This window comes from Paralimibaculum aggregatum (genome assembly GCF_030270585.1).
GTDB classification, from domain to species: Bacteria; Pseudomonadota; Alphaproteobacteria; order Rhodobacterales; family Rhodobacteraceae; genus Thermohalobaculum; species Thermohalobaculum aggregatum.
On sequence record NZ_BSYI01000028.1, the window covers coordinates 42,668 to 62,707 of the forward strand.

13 protein-coding genes and 1 tRNA gene are annotated in these 20,040 nt (G+C 73.1%); 8 read left to right on the forward strand and 6 right to left on the reverse strand.

What is annotated here, in order from left to right; genetic code table 11:
- The first annotated feature begins 155 nt into the window (after nucleotides 1-155).
- The gene (locus tag QSJ97_RS16190) at nucleotides 156-2,030 is read left to right on the forward strand and encodes a DUF4214 domain-containing protein (RefSeq protein WP_285672972.1); all 1,875 of its coding nucleotides are present in this window, start codon (nucleotides 156-158) and stop codon (nucleotides 2,028-2,030) included.
- A 1,855-nt stretch (nucleotides 2,031-3,885) separates the two neighbouring features.
- Here QSJ97_RS16190 and QSJ97_RS16195 read toward each other — a convergent pair.
- The 4 genes from QSJ97_RS16195 to mepK form a co-directional block, all read right to left on the reverse strand.
- Nucleotides 3,886-4,542 (reverse strand): hypothetical protein, encoded by a 657-nt coding sequence (locus QSJ97_RS16195; RefSeq protein ID WP_285672973.1) that lies wholly within the window; start codon nucleotides 4,540-4,542, stop codon nucleotides 3,886-3,888.
- 1,258 nt (nucleotides 4,543-5,800) lie between these two features.
- Nucleotides 5,801-6,100, reverse strand: a complete 300-nt coding sequence (locus QSJ97_RS16200) for a hypothetical protein (RefSeq protein ID WP_285672975.1) — start codon at nucleotides 6,098-6,100, stop codon at nucleotides 5,801-5,803.
- Between the two features lie 747 nt (nucleotides 6,101-6,847).
- Nucleotides 6,848-6,924: transfer RNA gene (locus QSJ97_RS16205), tRNA-Met, on the reverse strand.
- 86 nt (nucleotides 6,925-7,010) lie between these two features.
- Nucleotides 7,011-7,547 (reverse strand): peptidoglycan L,D-endopeptidase MepK, encoded by a 537-nt coding sequence (gene mepK / locus QSJ97_RS16210; RefSeq protein WP_285672977.1) that lies wholly within the window; start codon nucleotides 7,545-7,547, stop codon nucleotides 7,011-7,013.
- Between the two features lie 328 nt (nucleotides 7,548-7,875).
- Between mepK and QSJ97_RS16215 the strand changes: the two genes are divergently transcribed.
- The 4 genes from QSJ97_RS16215 to QSJ97_RS16230 all read left to right on the forward strand — a co-directional run bounded on the left by QSJ97_RS16215 (nucleotide 7,876) and on the right by QSJ97_RS16230 (nucleotide 12,497).
- On the forward strand, nucleotides 7,876-9,678 hold the full coding sequence (locus tag QSJ97_RS16215) for a L,D-transpeptidase family protein (protein WP_285672979.1): 1,803 nt from the start codon (nucleotides 7,876-7,878) through the stop codon (nucleotides 9,676-9,678).
- Nucleotides 9,679-9,842: 164 nt separating this feature from the next.
- The gene (locus QSJ97_RS16220) at nucleotides 9,843-10,922 is read left to right on the forward strand and encodes a UDP-3-O-(3-hydroxymyristoyl)glucosamine N-acyltransferase (protein WP_285672980.1); all 1,080 of its coding nucleotides are present in this window, start codon (nucleotides 9,843-9,845) and stop codon (nucleotides 10,920-10,922) included.
- An 82-nt stretch (nucleotides 10,923-11,004) separates the two neighbouring features.
- Nucleotides 11,005-11,271: an acyl carrier protein gene (locus tag QSJ97_RS16225; protein ID WP_285672981.1), complete on the forward strand. Its 267-nt coding sequence runs from the start codon at nucleotides 11,005-11,007 to the stop codon at nucleotides 11,269-11,271.
- Nucleotides 11,268-12,497: a beta-ketoacyl-[acyl-carrier-protein] synthase family protein gene (locus QSJ97_RS16230; RefSeq protein WP_285672982.1), complete on the forward strand. Its 1,230-nt coding sequence runs from the start codon at nucleotides 11,268-11,270 to the stop codon at nucleotides 12,495-12,497. Before QSJ97_RS16225 ends, QSJ97_RS16230 begins: the two co-directional genes overlap by 4 nt.
- Nucleotides 12,498-12,620: 123 nt before the next feature.
- Here QSJ97_RS16230 and QSJ97_RS16235 read toward each other — a convergent pair whose 3' ends face one another.
- Nucleotides 12,621-13,163, reverse strand: a complete 543-nt coding sequence (locus QSJ97_RS16235; protein ID WP_285672983.1) for an invasion associated locus B family protein — start codon at nucleotides 13,161-13,163, stop codon at nucleotides 12,621-12,623.
- Nucleotides 13,164-13,688: 525 nt separating this feature from the next.
- On the opposite strand from QSJ97_RS16235, the gene QSJ97_RS16240 reads away from it, so the two are divergent.
- The 3 genes from QSJ97_RS16240 (at nucleotide 13,689) to QSJ97_RS16250 (ending at nucleotide 18,537) form a co-directional block, all read left to right on the forward strand.
- Nucleotides 13,689-15,191, forward strand: coding sequence for a helicase HerA-like domain-containing protein (locus tag QSJ97_RS16240; RefSeq protein WP_285672984.1), 1,503 nt, complete (start codon nucleotides 13,689-13,691; stop codon nucleotides 15,189-15,191).
- Complete coding sequence (locus QSJ97_RS16245) at nucleotides 15,188-16,213, forward strand: phosphotransferase family protein (RefSeq protein WP_285672986.1); 1,026 nt, start codon at nucleotides 15,188-15,190, stop codon at nucleotides 16,211-16,213. Before QSJ97_RS16240 ends, QSJ97_RS16245 begins: the two co-directional genes overlap by 4 nt.
- A gap of 821 nt (nucleotides 16,214-17,034) precedes the next feature.
- Nucleotides 17,035-18,537 carry a CoA-acylating methylmalonate-semialdehyde dehydrogenase gene (locus tag QSJ97_RS16250; RefSeq protein WP_285672988.1) on the forward strand — a complete coding sequence of 501 codons (1,503 nt, stop codon included), beginning with the start codon at nucleotides 17,035-17,037 and terminating at the stop codon, nucleotides 18,535-18,537.
- A gap of 1,202 nt (nucleotides 18,538-19,739) precedes the next feature.
- Here the strand turns inward: QSJ97_RS16250 and QSJ97_RS16255 are convergent.
- Nucleotides 19,740-20,040 (reverse strand): hypothetical protein (locus tag QSJ97_RS16255; protein WP_434220927.1); only part of this gene is annotated, 301 nt, incomplete at its 5' end.

Below are 20,040 nucleotides of genomic sequence, written 5' to 3' on the forward strand. Positions count from 1 at the left end.
ACCGGACATAGCGTGTGCGCCGGCAGGGCATATGAAACTGTTTGGTTTGCGCGTTTCTTGCCGGCCAGATCCTCAGTCCTCAGTCCCCAGCCCCGAGCGCCCGGTCGGGAAAGACCCGTCCGGAGAACCGAGTAGGCAACCGACGAGGAGACGTCATGGCGGAATTTCTTGTAACCACGGGCGGCGACACGACCGACGACAATGACGGTGTCCTCAGCCTGCGCGAGGCGGTCGCGGCGGCCTTCGGCACGGCCGAGGCCGATACCATCAGCTTCGCCGACAACGTCTCGGTCGCGACGCTGAACGCGGAGCTGTTCATCGGCGCCGAGCAGGATCTGACGATCTTCGGCGACCAGGACGGCGACGGCGCCGCCGATGTCGCGATCAGCGGCGGCGACAGCACGCGCCACTTCAGCATCGACGCCAATGGCGCGCTGACGCTCGACACGCTGCGGCTGACGAACGGCTTCGCGTCCACCTCCACCGCCAGCTCCGGCGGCACCGGCGGGGCCGGCGGCTCGGCCGCCGATGCGACCGGCTCGATCGTCAACGCCGGCACGCTGACGATGCTGCGCACCGTGATCGACGAGACCTCGAGCGCGGCCGGCAGGGGCGGCGCGGGCGGCAGCGGCTCGCGCGGCGCGGATGGCGGCGACGGCGCGGACGGCAGCGGCATCGGCAGCGACGGCAGCGACGGCGGCCGCGGCGGCAACGGCGGCCGCGGCGGCAACGGCGGCGACGGCGGCGATGCGGCGAGCATCATGAACCTGGCCGATGCCAGCATGTCCGTGCTCGACAGCGCCATCGGGTCCGCGGTCTTCGCCGAGGCCGGCGATGGCGGCGCCGGCGGCCGCGGCGGCACCGGCGGCAACGGCGGCGACGGCGGGCGCGGCGGCAGCGGCGCCTCGATCTTCTCGAGATCGGGCGATGGCGGCGACGGCGGCACCGGCGGCAATGGCGGCAATGGCGGCACCGGCGGCAATGCCGGCGACGGCGCCAACGGCATCCTCAATTACGGCTCGCTGACCCTGCTCACGCCCTTCGCCGCGGGCTCGCTGTTCAGCGACCCGGCATCCGGCGGCAGCGGCGGCAGGACCGAGGGCAACGACGGCGAGCCGGGCGCCGGCGGCCTGCCCGGTGCCAACACGCTGGGGCCGGTCGGCTCGGCCGGAAGCACCGGCGGCGCGGCGAGCGACGGCGCGCCGGGCCAGGCCGGCGCCGACGGCGCCTTCGCCACCGGGATCCTCAGCTTCGGCGAGGTCACCGGGCCGGAGGAGAGCGTCCAGACGCTGCTCTACGTCCACCCGACCGAGGAGCGGCGCACCGCCGACGACATGATCGTCTTCAACGTCAACCGGATCGGCTCGGTGGATGACGAGCTCACCGTCGCCTACACCGTCGAGACCGAGGCCGGCGCCGAGGTGATGTCCGGCACCGCGACCTTCGACGACGAGGACGAGAACGCGCTGACGCTGTCGGCCGATGTCGCCGGCTTCTCGAGCGACAGCTACATCGTGACGCTGGGCGCCGTCGAGGTCGTCGACGCCGGCGACGACGGCGAGGCCTCGGTCGGTCTCGGCACCGCGATGCTGGAGATCCCGGGCCTGCGCGTCGGCGACGGGCTGAGCGTGATGGAGGCGCACCGGGTCGCCTATCTCTACGAGGCCGGGCTCGACCGCACCGCGGATACCGGCGGTGTGAACTTCTGGATCGACGCGCGCGAGGGCGGGCTCTCGCACCGGGCGCTCTCGCAGTCCTTCCTCGACTCGCCGGAATTCGAGGCCAGCGCCGGCGGCCCGGACGAGGACCTGACCGACCGCGAGCTGGTCGAGCTGCTCTATCGCAACGTGCTCGACCGCGACGGCGAGGAGGGCGGGATCCTGTTCTGGACCGAGGTGCTCGGCCAGCCCGGCTTCGACAATGCCGACCTGCTGATCGCCTTCGCCGACAGCCCCGAGAACATCGAGGGCTCGCCGCAGGTGATGGACCTGACGGAGGTGACGCCCGGCGAGTGGGATTTCGTCGTCTGACCCCGCACACCGGCCCCGGGCACCGCGCCCCGGGGCCGACGGCACCGGCCGGCGCCTTCCGCTCCCGCGCCCGTGCCCCTGCCGGCACCCCGCCCGGCGCCATCCGCCCCCGCGGCCGGTGCCCATGCCGGTGCCGGCACCCCGGCCGGCGCCATCCGGCCCTGCGGCCAGTGCCCGTGCCAGTGCCGGCACCCCGCCCGGCGCCATCCGCCCCCGCGGCCAGTGCCCGCGCCAGTGCCGGCACCCCGCCCGGCGCCATCCACCCCCGCGGCCAGTGCCCGCGCTGGTGCCGGCACCCCGCCCGGCGCCTTCCGCCCCGCGGCCGGTTCCCGCGCCGGCGCCGGCACCCCGGCCAGCACACACCCGCAATGGCCGCCGCAGGCCCGCAACGACCGGCCGCACAGCGCATCGCCGCCCCCATCCTCCCGCACGCTGCGCCGCAGCACCCGCCCCGCCCCGGGCCACCGGCGAAAGCCCCGGCCATCCGCCCCCCCACACCGGGCCACCGGCCACCCCCTCCCACACCGGACCGCCGATCGACCATTTCCGCACCGGGTGGCCAACCAGCCCAATCGCGCACCGGGCCATCGACCGCCCCAATCTAGCACCGCGCCACCAGCCGCCCATCCCATACCGAACCGACGGCCGACCCCTCCCGCACGGGACCGCCAACTCTCCCTCCCACGCCGGACTGCCTGCCGGCCCATCCCATACCGGGCAGCACGCCGGCCCATCCCATACCGGGCCGCCAGAAGACCCCTCCTGCACCGGATCGCCAGCTGCCTCTTCCCATACCGGGCAGCAAGCCAACCCTTCCCCAGCGGGTCCGTCAGCCGCCCCATCTCAAACCCGGCCTTCTGCCGGCCGTTGCCGCGCAAGGCCACCGGCCAACCCTTCCCGCGCCGGGCCAGCACCCTGTCCTTCACAGGCCGAGCCGCTCGCCACGCCTTCCTTTCCGGGTACCCGGCAGACCCCTACCGGGTGGGCCGCTGGACAACCCTTCTCGCACCGGGCCAGCGTCCGGCCCTTCACAAACCGAGCCGCTGGTTAGCGCCTTCCCTACGGGGCCGCTGGCTGGCACCTTCCCTACCGGGCACCCGGCCGATCCCTCCCGCACCAGACCGCCGGACAACCCTTCTCGCGCCGTGCCACCGTCCGGCCCGTCTCAGACCGAGCCGCTGGCCGACACCCTCCTTACCGGGCACCCGGCCGACCCCTCCCGAGCGGGCCCCCGGACAACCCTTCTCGCGCCGTGCCACCGCCGGCCCTACACATTGCCGGGCCGCTGGTTAGCGCCTTCCCTACGGGGCCGCTGGCCGGCACCTTCCTTACCGGGCACCCGGCCGATCCCTCCTGCACGGGCCGCCGGACAACCAATCTCGCGCCGGGCCACCGCCCGGCCCTCCACAAACCGGGCCGCTGGTCGGCGCCCCCCGCGCCCGGCACCCGGCCAATCCTTCCTGCACCGGGTTGCCGGACGACCCATCTCGCGCCGGGCGACCGTCAGGCCCTTCACCAACCGGACCGCTGGCCGGTGCGTTCCGCGCAGGGCGCCCGGCCAGCCCTTCCCGCGCCGGGCTGCCAACCGGCTGCCTTTGCGCCGGGCCGCCGAGCGCCCCTCCTGCACGCCGAACCCGGCGCCGAAATGATTGCCTTCGCGCCTGCCGCCCGGATCGGCACCCGGCGGGATCGCCTGCCCCGCCTCAGCATCCCTTCGGCCGGCAGCTCGCCCCCGCTGCAGATCGGCAACCCGCTCGGTCGTCGCCGGGCCCGCCGGCTGCGCCGGCCGCGGTGGCCTGCATCGCCGGCGCGGGGCAGCCGATCGCAGGCGCGGTGCCCATCGGAGGGCGGGCCTTCAGATGAGGCGCGCGCTACCCGGACGCTGCCGCCGCACCGCTTCCGAGCGCGCGAGGCCGTGGCGGACCGTCACGCCTTTGCGGGCCCGGTCGACCCGGACGTGCTCCCCGGGTTCCGGGCGGTGAGCGACGTCCGATCCGCTGGTGGAGAAGGACGGCCGGGTGGCAGGAAGGCGGAGACGGCACGGCGCCGCTTTCGAGGCGCAGGCGGCGCCGGAGGCGATCCGGGGCGAGGCGAGATCGCCGAGCTGGTCATGCGGCACGGCCTGCACCCGGCGCTGATCGACGCCTGGCAACGGCAGGCCATCGCGGACCTGGCCGCCGCGGTCTCCGGCAGGGCCGAGGCCGCCGCGGCCGAACGCGAGGGCGAGCTCGGGACGCTGCTGGCGAAGCTCGGGCGGCTCGTGGCGGAGCGCGATTCCCGGCGAAGTCCTCCGGCGGATGGGCCCGGCCCGGCGGCGGAAGATGATCGAGCCGCGGCACGCTCGGCTTTCGGAGCGCCGGCAATGCCGGCCCGTGGGCCTCCGCCGGCCGGTGTTCCGCCGGCCGAGAATGGAAGCAGCCCCGCTCGACCTTGCGCCCATGACATCGCGAAGCGGCGGGCGCGGAACGTCATCGACGCGCAGTGGAACGGGCGCCGGCGAATACCCCGCCATCCGAGGCGTCCGGGCCATGTCGCCGGGCGCGGGCCTGTCCGGCGGCCGATGGCCGGGATGGGCCCGGGCGCGGTTTGCCGGCAGCCGCGGACCGCCAAGCCCCGTCCCGGGCCCAGGACACAGCCATATCCGTCGCGGAAACCGGCGATCGACCGGCCGGGCGAGGCCTGATGCGCCGAGATCGGCGACATCCCGATGCGCCCAGGCCTGCCCTGCCGCGTGGCGGACACGGGCGGGCGCGCCGGCGCGTGCCGGCCCGGCGGCTCTCCGACACCGTGACGGCCGGTTTCCGCATCGCGACCTCGCGGCAGCGATGGCGCATCGTGGCAAGCCGGGGATCGTCTCCCCCGATCGGGGCCGCCGGTTCACGCGCCCGCGGCTCACCGGGGCTCCGACCGCGGCGGGCGTTCGGATCGCCAGGGAGACCGGATCCGGCGGCGCGGCACCGTGCTCATCGCGCGCCCCTGGCGGACCCTGAAGTCCGGGTTGCGGGTATCCCGGCGCCTGCGGGACCGGCTCCGGCGCGCGCGCCGGCATCGGCGGATGGATCGCCTCCGACACCGCCGGGCGGCCCGGTTCGGCCCTCGGCGGACAGAGGCCCCACGAGGCCCAGACCGGCCCCGCGGGCGCCGAACCGGCGGCACGAGGGAGCTCGGATCCGGGAATGGAAAGGCCGCCGGTCTGGCCGGGAAACGGGGAGCCCTCAGCCCGCTCGTGGCGGCCGGCGCCGATCACACCCCCGGCGCCGGTCTGCATGAACGGCTGCAGGACGGCTTCGGCGGCAGCGCGGAGGAGATCACGCTCATCGTGCTCATCGAGGGGCGCGGCGAGGCTGAAGGTGGCCCTGGTCTTCGGCGGTTGCTTCGGTGCCGGGTCGACGCGGCAAGCACCGCCCCCGGCCATGCACCGCGCTGGCCGCTCCGCCTGCACCGCCAGCGCGGTCGGACATTCAGCCACCGCCCCAGGCGCAATCGCATGTGCGTGCCGAACGGGTTTGCTCCAACGGTCATCTCCCGGGGTTTCGGCGGCGGTCTCGCCGCCCCCTCGCGACAGCATTGCCGCCCTCCTGCGGGGGGTCTCGCAGGGGGCATCATCGGCTCGAAGACCGTTGGATCGTCCGGTGATCGCAGGGACAATGTCCGGGCGGGCCTGCCGGCGCGGGCCAGGCCGGGAGCCGGCCCGACTCCCGAAAATCCTGCCGCTGGTGCTGCGGCTCGCCAGCAACGCCGCGACGCGGAGGCATCTCGATATCGGGGGATCATTGGCCAAGCGCTCGGGCCACCGCGCCCTCGCCACGATCCTGCCCCTCTTGTTGCAGAGATGACCATGTCTCAGTCCGAATTGGCGCGAGAATTGTGGCGGGGATATCGCCGTTCTTCAGGGATGAAGACGATGCGCGCGGTTGGCGGGCCGGCTGCGCCTTCCTGTATCGGATATTGCGACTGGAGTTTTCGGCCATTGCGGCGGGCGCGGCGTCGATCCTGGCGCGGATGGCTTCGCCGGTTGCCCGGTCGCCGGGCCGCGCGGAGAGCCGGTCCGCATCCTCGCTGTGGATCACCGTCGTCGCGCTGGGCGCTGCGCGGAGCGCCGCCGCCGCGCACGGAGCGAGCGCGACACCCGTGGCACGCGGCGTAGCGAGGCCTCGAGGCTCGGTTTCCGTGCCCGTGCGGAATGCGTCTGCACGACGCGCCCGGTGAAGCGGGCGGGGTTGGCCGGGAGGCTGTACGCTCGGGATCGTCGAGGCGGCGCGGCAGGCCGCCGTTCCTGCAGCGACTTCGCCCCGAGGCGAAAGCCCGGCCCGAAGGCCTTCTCCATCCGGTGCCGGGCACCGCGCGCGCGGCGAGATACGTCGCGATGGCGGCGGCTCCGGGGAACCGGTAGTTCCCGGGGGGCTGGTCCTGATGCACCGGCATCGCCATGCGCGCCGGAGAGCCGCGCGCGCGAGGTCCCGGCCCCGGCCACGGTGTCGTCCGTCCGTGGCTCCCTTGGGCTTTGGGGGGGCCGTGCGTCCATGCCGGCGCGGCCCGGCGGGGCGGCCCGCGGCAGTCTCCAGATTGCGGAAGTCGCGCTCGGAGCGCGGCGCTGCCCGATCCCCGACATGCGGGGCGTCTGCCGGCCGGTCGCTGCCGGGGTTCCCCCGCGAACCGAGGGGATCTTCGCCCGTCTGATGTTGCACCGATGTCGCGCGGCGATGCCGGGCGTGGCTGGCAACGGTCGATCCCAAGGGGAAATCCCCGCCGCGCCGGTGCGATGCGGCCCGGTCGGACACCGCACCATCGGAGGATCGGTTCTCGGAGGAAATGGGTGGTGGCGGGGGAGGGACTCGAACCCTCGACCTCAGGATTATGAGTCCTGCGCTCTAACCAGCTGAGCTACCCAGCCGCCGTGTGCAGCCGGATACGTCGCCCCGGCGCCCTCGTCAAGGGCCTAGCCGCAGCAAAGCCGCGGCCGCCCCCTGCCCCGCCGGTTCAGCGGCCCCAGTCGCGCTTCGGGCCGCTGTCGAGATGCACGAACTGCGCCCGGCTGTAGGTGCCGACGCCGCCCGCCGAGAGCGATTTCGCCGCCCCGGCGATCTGCCGGATCGAGCGGGTCTTCATCGTCAGGTCCACCGCCATGCCGCGGACATGGTAGGAGTTGCGCGCCACCCCGCGCGAGCGGCGGCGCAGCATCGCGTTGGTCTTCGGCGTGCGGTAGCCCGAGATCACCTCGAAGGGCTCGCCGCAGTCGAGCAGGTTGTGCGTCGCGGCGAGGATGTCGATGGTCGCCGGGGCGATCGGGATCTCCTCGTCCTCGCGCCAGTCCCGCATCAGGTGGCTGATCGCCTCGAGCGCGTCGGGGATGTAGGTCCCCTCGACCCAGTAGGCGGTCTTGATCCACTCGCCGGTGCGATTATTTACGAGATTCAGGGAGCGATACTCGCCCTTGCCGCGTGCCAGTGCCGGTGCGGGCAGAAGGCTGGAGACGCCTGCGCCTGCCAGGCCCGCGAGCACGAATCGGCGCGACACGTTTGCTGTCGTCGATTTTGGATTGTCCACTGCTGGCCTCGTTCCGTCGTCGGTCCCGCCCGCCACTATCCCTGGCGGTGCTTAACAGGTTATGCCACAGCCGCTAGCTGAGGCCAAGTTGCAACAGCGCAACGGCAAAATGCAGCCGCGCCACGGTCCGGTGCGAATTGCCCCGTGCAATGCGGCAGAACTGCCTCTTCAACCGGTATTGAAATGCGGGCTCGCGATTTCGCTATCGCGGATGGTTTGCGATTCAGGTCGCTTTGTGCGATGAACGCTCGGGTAAGGACCGCAGCCAATGTCGCCCCGGGGCAACACAGGTGATGTGATGAGAGCAATTTCAAAACTGTCGGCCGACCTCAGCGCCCCCTCCCGCGGGACGGGCCTGGTGCGCGGCGCGATCTGCGCCGCCGTCGTCGGGCTCCTGGCCTCGGCGCCGCTGGCCGGTGCCCAGACCGTGGCGCAGGGCCTGGCCGAGGGCGCCGCAGCGCCCGCCGCCGCGGCGCCCGCCTATGCGCCGACCCCCCTCTCCGAGGCGCTGGCCGCGGCGCTGGCCGCCCGGCGCGCCGACGACACGGTGGCGAGCTTCTACGCCGCGCGCGGCTACCAGCCGATCTGGCTCGGGCGCGATGCCGGCACGGTGCCGCGGCTGATGGCGCTGATGTCGGCGCTGGAGCGGACCGCCGAGCACGCCCTGCCGGCCGGGCGCTATGGCCGGAGCGCGCTGGCCGCCGATCTCCGCGCCGAGCCGCTGGCCAGCGAGGCCGAGCGCGCGGCGATCGAGCTGCGGCTGACCGAGGCGTTCCTGCGCTATGGCCGCGATGTCAGCTCCGGCGTGCTGGAGCCCGGCAAGGTCGACCGCGAGCTGCACCACAAGCCGATGCGGCCCGATCCGTCGGCGCTGCTGGCCGGCATCGCCAATGCCAGCGACCCGGCGGCGATGATCGGGGCGCTCGCCCCGTCCGATCCCGAATATGCCCGGCTGCAGGCCCGCCTCGCCGAGTATCGCGGGCTCGCCCGCTCCGCCGCCTGGGCGACGGTGGTTCCCGATGGCCGCACGATCCGCCCCGGCGCCCGCTCGGCGCGGGTGACGGCGCTGCGCGAGCGGCTCGCGGCGATGGGCGAGCTCGGCGCCGCGGCCTATGGCGCCGAGCGCTTCGGCGGCAGCGATGGCGCCCGCGTCGCCTCGAACGACATCGTGACCGATGCGCCGCTGCACAGCTCCGGCGACCCGCGGCTGTTCGACCCGGCGCTGGTCGCGGCGGTCAAGAGCTTCCAGGCCCGCCACGGCCTCAACCAGGACGGCGTGGTCGGCCCGGCCACCCTCGCCGCGCTCAACGAGAGCCCGGCCGACCGGGCCCGGCAGATCGCCGTCAACCTCGAGCGGCTGCGCTGGTTCAACCGCGATCTCGGCCGGCGCCACGTGATGGTCAACCTCGCCGGCTTCGAGGTCGCGCTGGTGCAGGACGGGCAGACCATCTTCACCTCGCGCGTGGTGGTCGGCAAGTCGACCAAGCACCGCACGCCGGAGTTCTCCGACGAGATGGAGCACATGGTGGTCAACCCGACCTGGCACGTGCCCGCCTCGATCGCCCGCGAGGAGATCCTGCCGAAGCTGAAGCAGGACCCGACCTATCTCTCGCGCAAGGGCATGCGGCTGGTCGGCGCCGGCGCCTCGGCCGAGGAGATCGACTGGAGCTTCGTCACCCCCTCGAGCTTCCCGGGCCGGGTCAAGCAGAGGCCGGGCGGCGGCAATGCGCTGGGGCGCGTGAAGTTCATGTTCCCCAACAAGTGGTCGATCTACCTGCACGACACGCCGTCGAAATCGCTGTTCAACCGCGACCGGCGGGCGTTCAGCCATGGCTGCGTGCGGGTGCAGAAGCCCTTCGAGTTCGCCTATGAGCTGCTGGCGCCGCAGCGGGCCGATGGCGCGGCCTATTTCGACGCCGTGCTGCGCCGCGGCCGCGAGGCGACGATCCGGCTCGACGATCCGGTGCCGGTGCATCTCAACTACCGCACCGCCTGGGTCGATGCCGCCGGGGTCGACCAGTTCCGCGCCGATGTCTATGGCCGCGACGCGACGGTCTATGCCGCGCTGGCGCAGTCCGGGGTCGATGTCCTGGCCGACTGATCCCGGCCATCGGCGATGAGACGCGCGGCGCCGCCCCCGGGCGGCGCCGGTGCTTTTTGGGCCGCCCCGAGGCCTTCCCTGCCGCGGCCCGTGCCGGCGCCGCTTGCATCCTGTGCAGCCCCTTGGCTACAACAGCGCCCGAAACACCCGGCCGGAAGCCAGCAATGCCCCACAGCGTGAGAGATATCGCCCGTCTGACGGGCCTCGTGGCGGAAGGCGCCCTCGACCTCGAGGTCGAGCGCCCGGCCGAACCGCAGGATGCCGGCCCGAGGGACCTCGCGCTGGCGATGAGCGAGGACTATGCCGCGGCGGTGAAGGCCGGCCAGGCCCGCGCCGCGATCCTCTGGGAGGGGGCGGACTGGCGCGCCCTCGGGCTCGAGGCGGCGCTCTTCGCGCCGCGCGCCCGGGTGGCGCTGGCCGCGGTCGGCGAGATGTTCGCGCCGGAGCCCGAGATCGCCGCCGGCATCCACCCCACCGCGCTGGTCGATGCCTCGGCCCGGATCGGCGCGGATGTCGGCATCGGCGCCTACGCGATCATCGGCGCCGGCGCGGAGATCGGCGACGGCTGCCGCATCGGCGCCCATGCCAGCCTGGCCCGCGGCACCCGGCTCGGCGCCGGCTCGCGGCTCGCCGACGGGGTGCGCATCGGCCTCGGCGTGACCATCGGCGAGCGCGCCATCGTGCAGGCCAACGCGGTGATCGGCGCCGACGGCTTCTCCTATGTCACGCCGGAGCGCGGCTCGGTCGAGAGCGCCAAGCGCGAGGGCCGGATCGAGGACGACGCGCGCAACACCCAGGGGCTGCGGCGGATTGCCTCGCTCGGCGGCGTCGAGATCGGCAACGACGTGGAGATCGGCGCCGGCACCTGCATCGATGCCGGCACCATCGCCCCGACCCGGATCGGCCACGGCACCAAGATCGACAATCTCGTGCAGGTGGGCCACAACTGCCAGATCGGCGCGAGCTGCATGATCTGCGGGCATGTCGGGCTTGCCGGGTCGGTCAAGGTGGGCGACAGGGCGGTGCTCGGCGGCAAGGTCGGCGTCGGCGACCATCTGGAGATCGGCGAGGATGCGGTCCTGGCCGGCGGCAGCCTGGTCGGCAGCAACATCCCCGCCCGCAGCATCTCGGTCGGCGTGCCGGCGGTGCCGCGGGACCAGTTCTTCCGCCGGGAGATGGCGCAACGGCGCCTTCCCAAGCTGGTCGAGCAGGTCAGGGAAATTCGCGCGAAGCTCGGGCTGTGAGCCCGGCAGCGCAGACGGAAACGAGCGGGAATACCATGTCCCGGCCGCCGCAGCGGCCCGCCGGGGCGGACAGGAGAGCGGCATGAGCGACCAGGTGGCCGAGCGCATCGCTGAGATCATCGCCGAGCAGGCGCTGGTCGAGCCCGACCAGATCCGGCCGGAGACCACCCCGGAGGATCTCGGCCTCGACAGCCTCGCGCTCGTGGAGGTGGTGTTCGGCATCGAGGAGGCGTTCGACATCTCGGTGCCCTACAACGCCAACGATCCCGAGAGCACGGATTTCGACATCTCCAACTTCGCGGCCATCGTGACGGGCGTGAAGAAGCTGATCGCGGACCGCGAGGCGTGAGCGCGGCCGGCTCCGATCGTCGCCGGGTCGTCATCACCGGCCTCGGGGTGGTCTCGGCGCTCGGCACCGGCCGGGCGGCGCATTTCGAGGGGCTGCGCGAGGGCCGCGTCGGCATCGGGCCGATCGAGCGCATCAGCGCCGAGCGGCTGATGATCAAGATCGCCGCCGAGGCCAAGGGCTTCGAGGGCACCGACTATTTCGACCGCTCGCAGCTCGCGCTCTATGACCGGGTGACGCAGATGGCGCTGGTCGCCGCGGCCGAGGCGATGGCACAGTCCGGCCTCGAGATCGACGAGGAACTCGGCCTGCGCACCGCCACCATCATCGCCACCGCGATGGGCGGGCTGCACACCCAGGACGAGAACTACTACGCCGTCTATCACGAGATGAAGAACCGGGTGCATCCGTTCATCATCCCGCGGCTGATGGCCAATGCGCCGGTCTCCCAGGTCTCGATGAAATACGGGCTGATGGGCCCGGCCTGGTCGGTCGCCACCGCCTGCTCCTCGGCCAACCACGCGATCGGCCAGGCGATGCAGCTGGTGCGCTCCGGCGCCTGCGACGCGGCGGTCACCGGCGGCACCGAGAGCGTGCTCTGCTTCGGCGGCATCAAGGCCTGGGAAGGGCTGCGGGTGATGTCGAAGGACGGCTGCCGGCCGTTCTCCAAGACCCGCAACGGCATGGTGCTCGGCGAGGGCGCGGCGATCCTGGTGCTCGAGGAGCGCGAGCGGGCGATGGCGCGCGGCGCGACGATCCTCGCCGAGGTCGCCGGCACCGGCATGACCGCGGATGCCGGCGACATCGTGGCGCCGAAGATGGAGGGCGCGGCGCGGGCGATCAGCCTGGCGCTGGCCGATGCCGGGATGCCGGCCGAGGCGGTGGACTATGTCAACGCCCACGGCACCGCCACCGCGATCAACGACCGCACCGAGGCGGCGGCGCTGCGCGCGGCGCTCGGGGAACATGCCGAGTCGATCATGGTGTCCTCCACCAAGTCGATGCACGGCCACGCGATCGGCGCCGCCGGGGCGCTCGAGGCGGCGGCGGTGGTGATGGCGCTGACCGAGAACGTGGTGCCGCCGACCATGGGCTACGAGGAGCCGGACCCGGAGATCGGCCTCGACGTGGTGCCCAATGCCGCGCGCCAGGCGCCGGTGAAGGCGGCGCTGTCGAACTCCTTCGCCTTCGGCGGGCTGAACGCGGTGCTGGCCTTCCGCGGCGCCTGAGGGCGCTGCCCCCCCGGGGCGATGCGGAACGGGTGATGCGGAACGGGTGATGCGAAACGGGTGATGCGAAACGGGCCGCGCGGTTGCGCGGCCCGTGCGGTTTTTCCCTGCTGGCGCAGCGGCTCAGTCGAGATCGTTGAAGGCCGCCGTGAAGCCGCGCAGCGAGATCGTGACGCTGACCTCGCCGCGGCGCGGCGCCACCACGGTCATCGCCGCATTGGTGCCGCGCTTCATCTGGGCGAGGAAGTCGGCGCTCATCGGCGAGCGCATCAGGCAGCCGTTCTGCAGGCAGATGTCGAACGGCGCGGCGCGCTCCTGCCCGCCGTCGATCTTGACCCGCAGGCCGGCCTTCAGCGCGACGCCGAGCGGCGCCAGCACATCCATCGCCGCGGGCACCACCTCGCCGTTCTCGGCCTTCACGTCCTTCAGCTCGCGGATCGTGACGGCGAGCACCTCGTTGCCCTGCGAATCGCTGCCGATCTGGCGCATCGCGCAGACATCGCGGCCCTCGATGCAGACCACGTCCCAGTCGCCATGGGTCGACTTCTTCACTTCCTTGGGAGGCTGGCCGTCCTGCGCCGCGGCGGGGCCGGTCGCGCAGGCGCCGAGGAAGCCGGCGATCAGCAGGGCAGAGAGCGGGGCGAGGGCGAAACGGCTCTTGGGCATCAAGGTCTTAGCCTCCGGGCAAAAGGGGGACGGCAGCGCTTCCGCCGCGCGTGTCGCGGGCACCCTGCCAAGGCTTCGCGCCGAAATCAACCGCAGCCCGCCGCCGGTCTGCCGCGGCATCGGAGCCGCATCGCCCGGACAGCATAAGGGCGCCCCGGGGGCGCCCCTAGCCGCCACGGCGAACCGTGGCTGAATTGCTTCCCTGTCGAACTGGCTTTGCGCCTTGGCCCGAATGGTTAGCAAGTGTTGCGACAAGGTCAACCGGATAGTCCAAACAAATCCGCCTTTCCTGCAGATTTTTTCATCCGCCGAAACGGTATTGCGGAAACCTGGCGCAAATCGCTGCACTGCACGAAAAAAACGGCCGCGCTAGGCACGCGCGACCAAGTCGACAGGGAGGTGGTACGCCGCCGGCCTGCGAGACAAGTGCAGGAGCGGCACCAATTCGGGAACGATCGCCGAAACTAGTTAACAAATTCACCATATCCCGCTATCGGAGTAGGGAAATCGGGTTTGGGGGGCGACATGGACACGAGCTCTGGCACGATCTTCGTCGGCGGCGGCGGCGCTGCCCAGGACACGCCCTGCGTGCTGCGGCTCGACCTCGGCAACCGGCACGGGCTGATCACCGGGGCCACCGGCACCGGCAAGACCGTGACGCTGCAGATTCTGGCCGAGGGATTCGCCCGGGCCGGCACCAGCGTGTTCCTCGCCGATGTGAAGGGCGATCTCTCGGGCCTCGCCGAATCAGGCGCGCCGACCGATCCGCTGCATCCGAAGCTGCAGGAGCGCGCGGCGACCATCGGCCTCGACCCCTATCCCTACGAGAAGACGGCGGTCGAGTTCTGGGACGTGTTCGGCGAGCAGGGCCACCCGGTGCGCACCACCGTGACCGAGATGGGGCCGCTGCTGCTGGCCCGGCTGATGGACCTGAACGAGACCCAGGAGGGCGTGCTGACCATCGCCTTCCATCTTGCCGAGGACGAGGGGCTGGCGCTGCTCGACCTCAAGGACCTGCGCGCCATGCTGACCCATCTCGGCGAGAACGCGCGCGAGGTCGGGCTGCGCTATGGCCGGGTCTCGACCGCCTCGATCGGCGCGATCCAGCGCCGGCTGCTGGTGCTCGAGACCGAGGGCGCGGCCGGCTTCTTCGGCGAGCCGGCGCTCGAGCTGGCCGACCTGCTTGCCCCGGCCCCGGACGGCCGCGGCCGGGTCAACATCCTCGCCGCCGACAGGCTGATGCACTCGCCCCGGCTCTACGCGATCTTCCTGCTCTGGCTGCTCTCGGAGCTCTGGGAGGAGCTGCCCGAGGTGGGCGATCCGGAGCGCCCGCGCTTCGTCTTCTTCTTCGACGAGGCGCATCTGCTGTTCGACCGGGCGCCGCGGGTGCTGGTGCAGAAGGTCGAGCAGGTGGCGCGGCTGATCCGCTCCAAGGGCGTCGGGGTCTATTTCGTCACGCAGAACCCGGACGACGTGCCGGAGGACGTGCTGTCGCAGCTCGGCAACCGCTTCAGCCATGCGCTGCGCGCCTATACCCCGCGCCAGCGCAAGGCGCTGCGCGCCGCGGCCGAGACCTTCCGGCCCAATCCGCGCTTCGACACCGCCGAGGCGATCCGCGATCTCGGCGTCGGCGAGGCGCTGGTGAGCTGCCTCGAGACGAAGGGCGTGCCGGCGGTGGTCGAGCGGGTGCTGATCCGCCCGCCCAGCTCGCGCCTCGGCCCCTGCGACCCGGCGACGCGGGCGCGCATCCGCGCCGCCTCGCCGCTGGCCCGCCGCTATGCCCGCAGCATCGACCGCGAGTCGGCCTACGAGCTGCTCGCCGAGCGCGCCGCGGCGCGGGCCGAGCGCGAGGCGCGCGAGGCCGAGGACGCGCTGCGCGAGAAGGAGCGCGCGCGGGCCGGGCGCGGCAGCGGCCGCAGCCGGCGGCAGAGCCCGCTGGAGGCCGGGGTCAGCTCGGCGATGCGCTCGGTCGGGCGGCAGCTCGGCAACCGGCTGGTGCGCTCGCTGATCCGCGGGCTGTTCCGGTGAGCCTGCGCCTGCCGCTCGATCTCGCGGCGCTGGGGCGCTACCTGGCCGGGACGCTCGGCATCGACGGCCCGCTCGAGGCGCGGCAGTTCTCCGGCGGGCAGTCGAACCCGACCTATCTGCTGGAGGCGCCCGGGGCGCGGCTGGTGCTGCGCCGCAAGCCGCCGGGGGCGCTGCTGCCGAAGGCGCACATGATCGAGCGGGAATACCGGGTGATGGCGGCGCTCGGCGCGGCCGGCTTCCCGGTGCCGCGGATGCGGGCGCTCTGCGAGGACCCGGGCGTGATCGGCGCCGCCTTCTACGTGATGGACCATGTCGAGGGCCGGGTGCTGTTCGACACCGGGATGCCGGGGCTCGCGCCGGCCGAGCGGGCGGCGATCTACCACGCGCTGGTCGACACGCTGGCGGCGCTGCACCGGATCGACCCGGCGGCCGCCGGGCTCGGCGATTTCGGGCGCCCGGGCGGCTATCTCGGCCGCCAGGTGGCGATCTGGGCCGGGCAGTACGCCGCCTCGGAGACGCAGGCGATCCCGGCGATGGACCGGCTCGCGGCCTGGCTGCCGGAGGCGGTGGCGCGGGTGCCGGACGAGACCTGCCTGGTGCATGGCGACTACCGGCTCGACAACGTGATCCTGGCGCCCGGGGCGCCGGAGATCCGCGCGGTGCTCGACTGGGAGCTCGCCACCCTCGGCCACCCGCTCTCCGACCTCGCCTATTTCCTGATGACCTGGCGGTTTCCCGCCGGGCTGCGCTACGGGCTGGCGGAGAGCGATCTCGCCGGCCTCGGCATCCCGCCGCTGGAGGCGCTGGCCGAGCGCTACGCCGCGGCCACCGGGCGCGGCCGGCTGCCGGATCTCGACCTGCTGCTGGCGTTCTCGATCTTCCGCATGGCGGCGATCATCCAGGGCGTCTATGCCCGCGGGCTGGCCGGCAACGCGGCCGACGAGGCGGCGCTCTCGATGGGCGCCGACGTGCCGCGCCTCGCCGCCATCGCCGAGGCCCATGCCGCCCGCGCCGGGCTCTGAGCCGGTCGCCGGGCCGCCGCGCTCCGGGCCACGCTCAGGGCCACGCTCGGGGCCGCACTCCGGGCCAGGCGCCGAACCGCGCTCCGGGCGGGGGCTCTCGGCCACGCGCCGAATCGTGCTCCAGGCCGGGCGCTGGGCCGGGCTTTCGGCTACGCTCCAAATCCCGCTCCGGGCCGGGCGCCGAACCGCACTCCGGGTCGGGCGCCAAACCGGATGCCGGGCCGGGTGCTGGGCCGCGCTCCGGGCCGCGCATCGGGCCGCTCTCCGGGCCGGGCGCCGAACCCGGCTCGGGGCCACGCTCCAGGGCGAGCGCTGGGCCGCTCTCCGGGCGGGGCGCCAAACCGGGCTAGGGGCCGGGCTCCAAGGCAGGCGCTGGGCGGGACTATGGGTCACACTCGGGGGCGGGCGCTGGGCCGCGCCCCGAACTGCGCTCCGGGCCGGGCGACGGACCGGACTCGGGGCCGGGCTCTCGGCCAAGCTTCGGAGCGGGCGCCGAACCGGGCGCCGAACCGTGCTCCGGGTCACGCTCCGGGGCGGGCGCTGGGGCTGGCACCGAACCGGGCGCCGATCCGGGGCGGCGGCGCGGCGACCGCGGCCGGCGGCCGGCGGCGCGGGGTTCGCGGGAACCTTCGGCCCGAACCTGTGCTCCGGGAACTTTTCCGCCGGGCGCGCGGCGCGCATCGGAACCTTTGTCCGTGCGGCACGGACGGCCGGCGCGGGCGAACCTTGCTGCCCGCCCCCCGCGACACCGGGCCAGACTTGACCGGCGCCGCGAAACGCGGGACGAGATCTGCAATCGCTCAACACGGAAGGATGCGGACATGACCCAGGAGCTCACCCATTTCATCGGCGGCCAGCATGTGAAGGGGACCTCGGGCCGCTTCTCGGACGTCTTCAACCCGGCGACCGGCGAGGTCCAGGCGAAATGCCCGCTGGCCAGCACCGACGAGGTGCGCGCGGCGGTCGTCAACGCCCGCGAGGCGCAGCCCGCCTGGGCCGCCACCAACCCGCAGAAGCGCGCCCGGGTGATGATGAAGTTCGTCCAGCTGCTGCACCGCGACATGGACAAGCTCGCCGAGGCGCTGTCGCGCGAGCACGGCAAGACCATCCCCGACGCCCGCGGCGACGTGCAGCGCGGGCTCGAGGTGGCGGAGTTCTGCATCGGCGCGCCGCATCTGCTGAAGGGCGAGTATACCGAGGGCGCCGGCCCCGGCATCGACATGTTCTCGCTGCGCCAGCCGGTCGGCGTGGCGGCCGGGATCACCCCGTTCAACTTCCCCGCGATGATCCCGATGTGGAAGTTCTGCCCGGCGATCGCCTGCGGCAACTCCTTCATCCTGAAGCCCTCGGAGCGCGACCCCTCGGTGCCGCTGATGCTGGCCGAGCTGATGCTCGAGGCCGGCGCCCCGGCCGGCGTGCTGAACGTGGTGAACGGCGACAAGGAGGCGGTCGACGCGATCCTCGACGACGAGGATATCGGCGCCGTCGGCTTCGTCGGCTCCACCTCGATCGCGCATTACGTCTATTCCCGCGGCACCGCGGCGGGCAAGCGCGTGCAGTGCTTCGGCGGCGCCAAGAACCACATGATCGTGATGCCGGATGCCGATCTCGACCAGGCGGTGGACGCGCTGGTCGGCGCCGGCTATGGCGCCGCCGGCGAGCGCTGCATGGCGATCTCGGTGGCGGTGCCGGTGGGCGAGGAGACCGCCGACCGGCTGATCGAGAAGCTGGCGCCGCGCGTCGAGAGCCTGAAGATCGGCCCCTATACCGCCGGCGAGGACGTCGATTTCGGCCCGCTGGTCACCGCCGAGGCCTATCGCCGGGTGAAGGGGCTGGTGGACCGCGGCATCGAGGAGGGCGCCAAGCTGGTGGTCGACGGGCGCGACTTCAGGCTGCAGGGCTACGAGAACGGCAACTTCATCGGCGGCTGCCTGTTCGACAACGTGACCCGCGACATGGACATCTACCGCACCGAGATCTTCGGCCCGGTGCTCTCGACGGTGCGGGCGAGCTCCTACGAGGAGGCGCTCGGGCTGGCGATGGACCACGAATACGGCAACGGCGTCGCGATCTACACCCGCGACGGCGACACCGCGCGCAACTTCCTCAGCCGGGTGAATGTCGGCATGGTGGGGATCAACGTTCCGATCCCGGTGCCGCTGGCCTACCACACCTTCGGCGGCTGGAAGAAATCTGTGTTCGGTGACCTGAACCAGCACGGCCCCGACGCCTTCCGCTTCTACACCCGGACCAAGACGGTGACCTCGCGCTGGCCTTCGGGGGTGAAGGAAGGGGCGGACTTCTCGATCCCGACGATGGACTGAGCCGGGACTGGCGTGAAGGGGTGGCGGGCCGGGCCCGCCGCCTCCCCCGCCCCTGAGATGTCGCGGCGGCTGCGAGGACATCGCAGCCCACCCATGGGAGGCGGCGGCCCCGGCTTAGGCGCGGCGCCAGTTCTCCGGCAGCGGTGCCCGCGGCAGGCCGGGTGGCGGAGCGGGCGGCGGCGACAGTGCCGGAAGATCGGGGAGCCCCCTGCCCCATCCGATCCCCCTCCCTCTACCTCGTCGTCGGGTGGGGCCGTGGCGGCGGCGTTGCCGGCCCGGGCGCCGCGTCAGTTCTCCGGCAGCGGCGGCAGTGCCGGAAGATGGGGAAGACCCGCTGCGCCATCCGATCTCCCGTCATCTCCCCTAGCCTCGTCGTTGGCCGCGGGGGCGGTGGGCGAGGCCCGGCCGCCGTGTCACTTCTCCGGCAGCGGTGCCTCTGGCAGACCGGGCAGCGGTGCGGGTGGCGTCGGAAGACCGCGGAGATTGGCTGACCCGTCCGCTCTCCCGTCTTCTCCCTCATCCTCGCCGTCGGCCGTGGAGGCGGCGAGCCCGGCCCGGGCGCTGCGGAAGTTCTCCGGCAGCGTTGCCTGCGGCAGGTCGGGCAGCCGAGCGGGCGGCAGCGCCGGAAGTCCGGGGAGATCGGCTGCACCATCCGATCCCCCGTCTTCTCCCTCGTCTTCGTCGTCGGCCGGGGCCGCGACTGTCCCTGCCCGGACGCTGCATGAATTCTCCGGCGGCGGTTTCTACGGCGGGCCGGGCTGCGGTGTGGGTGGCGGTGCAAGCGCCGGAAGATCGGGAAGACCCGCTGCGCCATCCGATCCCCCGTCTTCTCCCTCATCCTCGTCGTTGGCCGCCGGGGTGGCGGGCGAGGCCCGGGCGCTGTGTCAGTTCTCCGGCAGCGGTGCATGCGGCGGGCCGGGCAGCGGTGTGGGCGGCGGCGCCAGAACCGGAAGACCAGGGAGTTCGGTTGCCCCGTCCGGTCCACCGCCCCATTCCTTGTCCTCGCCGTCGGCCGGGGCCACGGCGGGCGCGGCCCGGGCGCTGCGGAAGTTCTCTGGCAGGGGTGTCTGCGGCAGGCCGGGTGGCGGCGACAGCGCCGGAGGACCGGGGAGATCGGCTTTCCCGTTCGCACTCCCGTCTTCTTTCTCGCCCTCGTCGTCGGCTGGGGTCGCGGCGGCGGCGGTTCCGGCCCCCGTGCGGCGTCAGTTCTCCGGCAGCGGGGCCTGTGGCAGGCCTGGCAGCGGAGCGGCGGGCGGGGACAGTGCCGGACGGCCGGGGAGATCGGCTGCGGTGTCCGCTCCGGCATCGTCGGCGGCTGCTTCTCCTCCGTCCGGTTCCCCGTCCAAGGCCCCGTCCTCTTCCCCGTGCTCGTCCTCGGCCGCGGCCGCGGCGGCGGCGGCGAGGGCCTCTGGCGAGGGGCGGGCGCGCGGCAGCGGCGTGCTTTCGGGCGCGAAGCTTTCCTCCTCGGGCCGCGCCGGCAGCGCGAAGCCCGGCGCCGCGAGC

Bases quoted from the DNA above. Each gene is read 5' to 3' on its own strand.
- QSJ97_RS16190 (WP_285672972.1), top strand. From the start codon at position 156: ATGGCGGAATTTCTTGTAACCACGGGCGGCGACACGACCGACGACAAT.
- QSJ97_RS16215 (WP_285672979.1), top strand. From the start codon at position 7,876: ATGAGAGCAATTTCAAAACTGTCGGCCGACCTCAGCGCCCCCTCCCGC.
- QSJ97_RS16225 (WP_285672981.1), top strand. From the start codon at position 11,005: ATGAGCGACCAGGTGGCCGAGCGCATCGCTGAGATCATCGCCGAGCAG.
- QSJ97_RS16250 (WP_285672988.1), top strand. From the start codon at position 17,035: ATGACCCAGGAGCTCACCCATTTCATCGGCGGCCAGCATGTGAAGGGG.
- QSJ97_RS16220 (WP_285672980.1), top strand. From the start codon at position 9,843: ATGCCCCACAGCGTGAGAGATATCGCCCGTCTGACGGGCCTCGTGGCG.
- QSJ97_RS16240 (WP_285672984.1), top strand. From the start codon at position 13,689: ATGGACACGAGCTCTGGCACGATCTTCGTCGGCGGCGGCGGCGCTGCC.
- QSJ97_RS16235 (WP_285672983.1), bottom strand. From the start codon at position 13,163: ATGCCCAAGAGCCGTTTCGCCCTCGCCCCGCTCTCTGCCCTGCTGATC.
- QSJ97_RS16195 (WP_285672973.1), bottom strand. From the start codon at position 4,542: ATGGCGGGGTATTCGCCGGCGCCCGTTCCACTGCGCGTCGATGACGTT.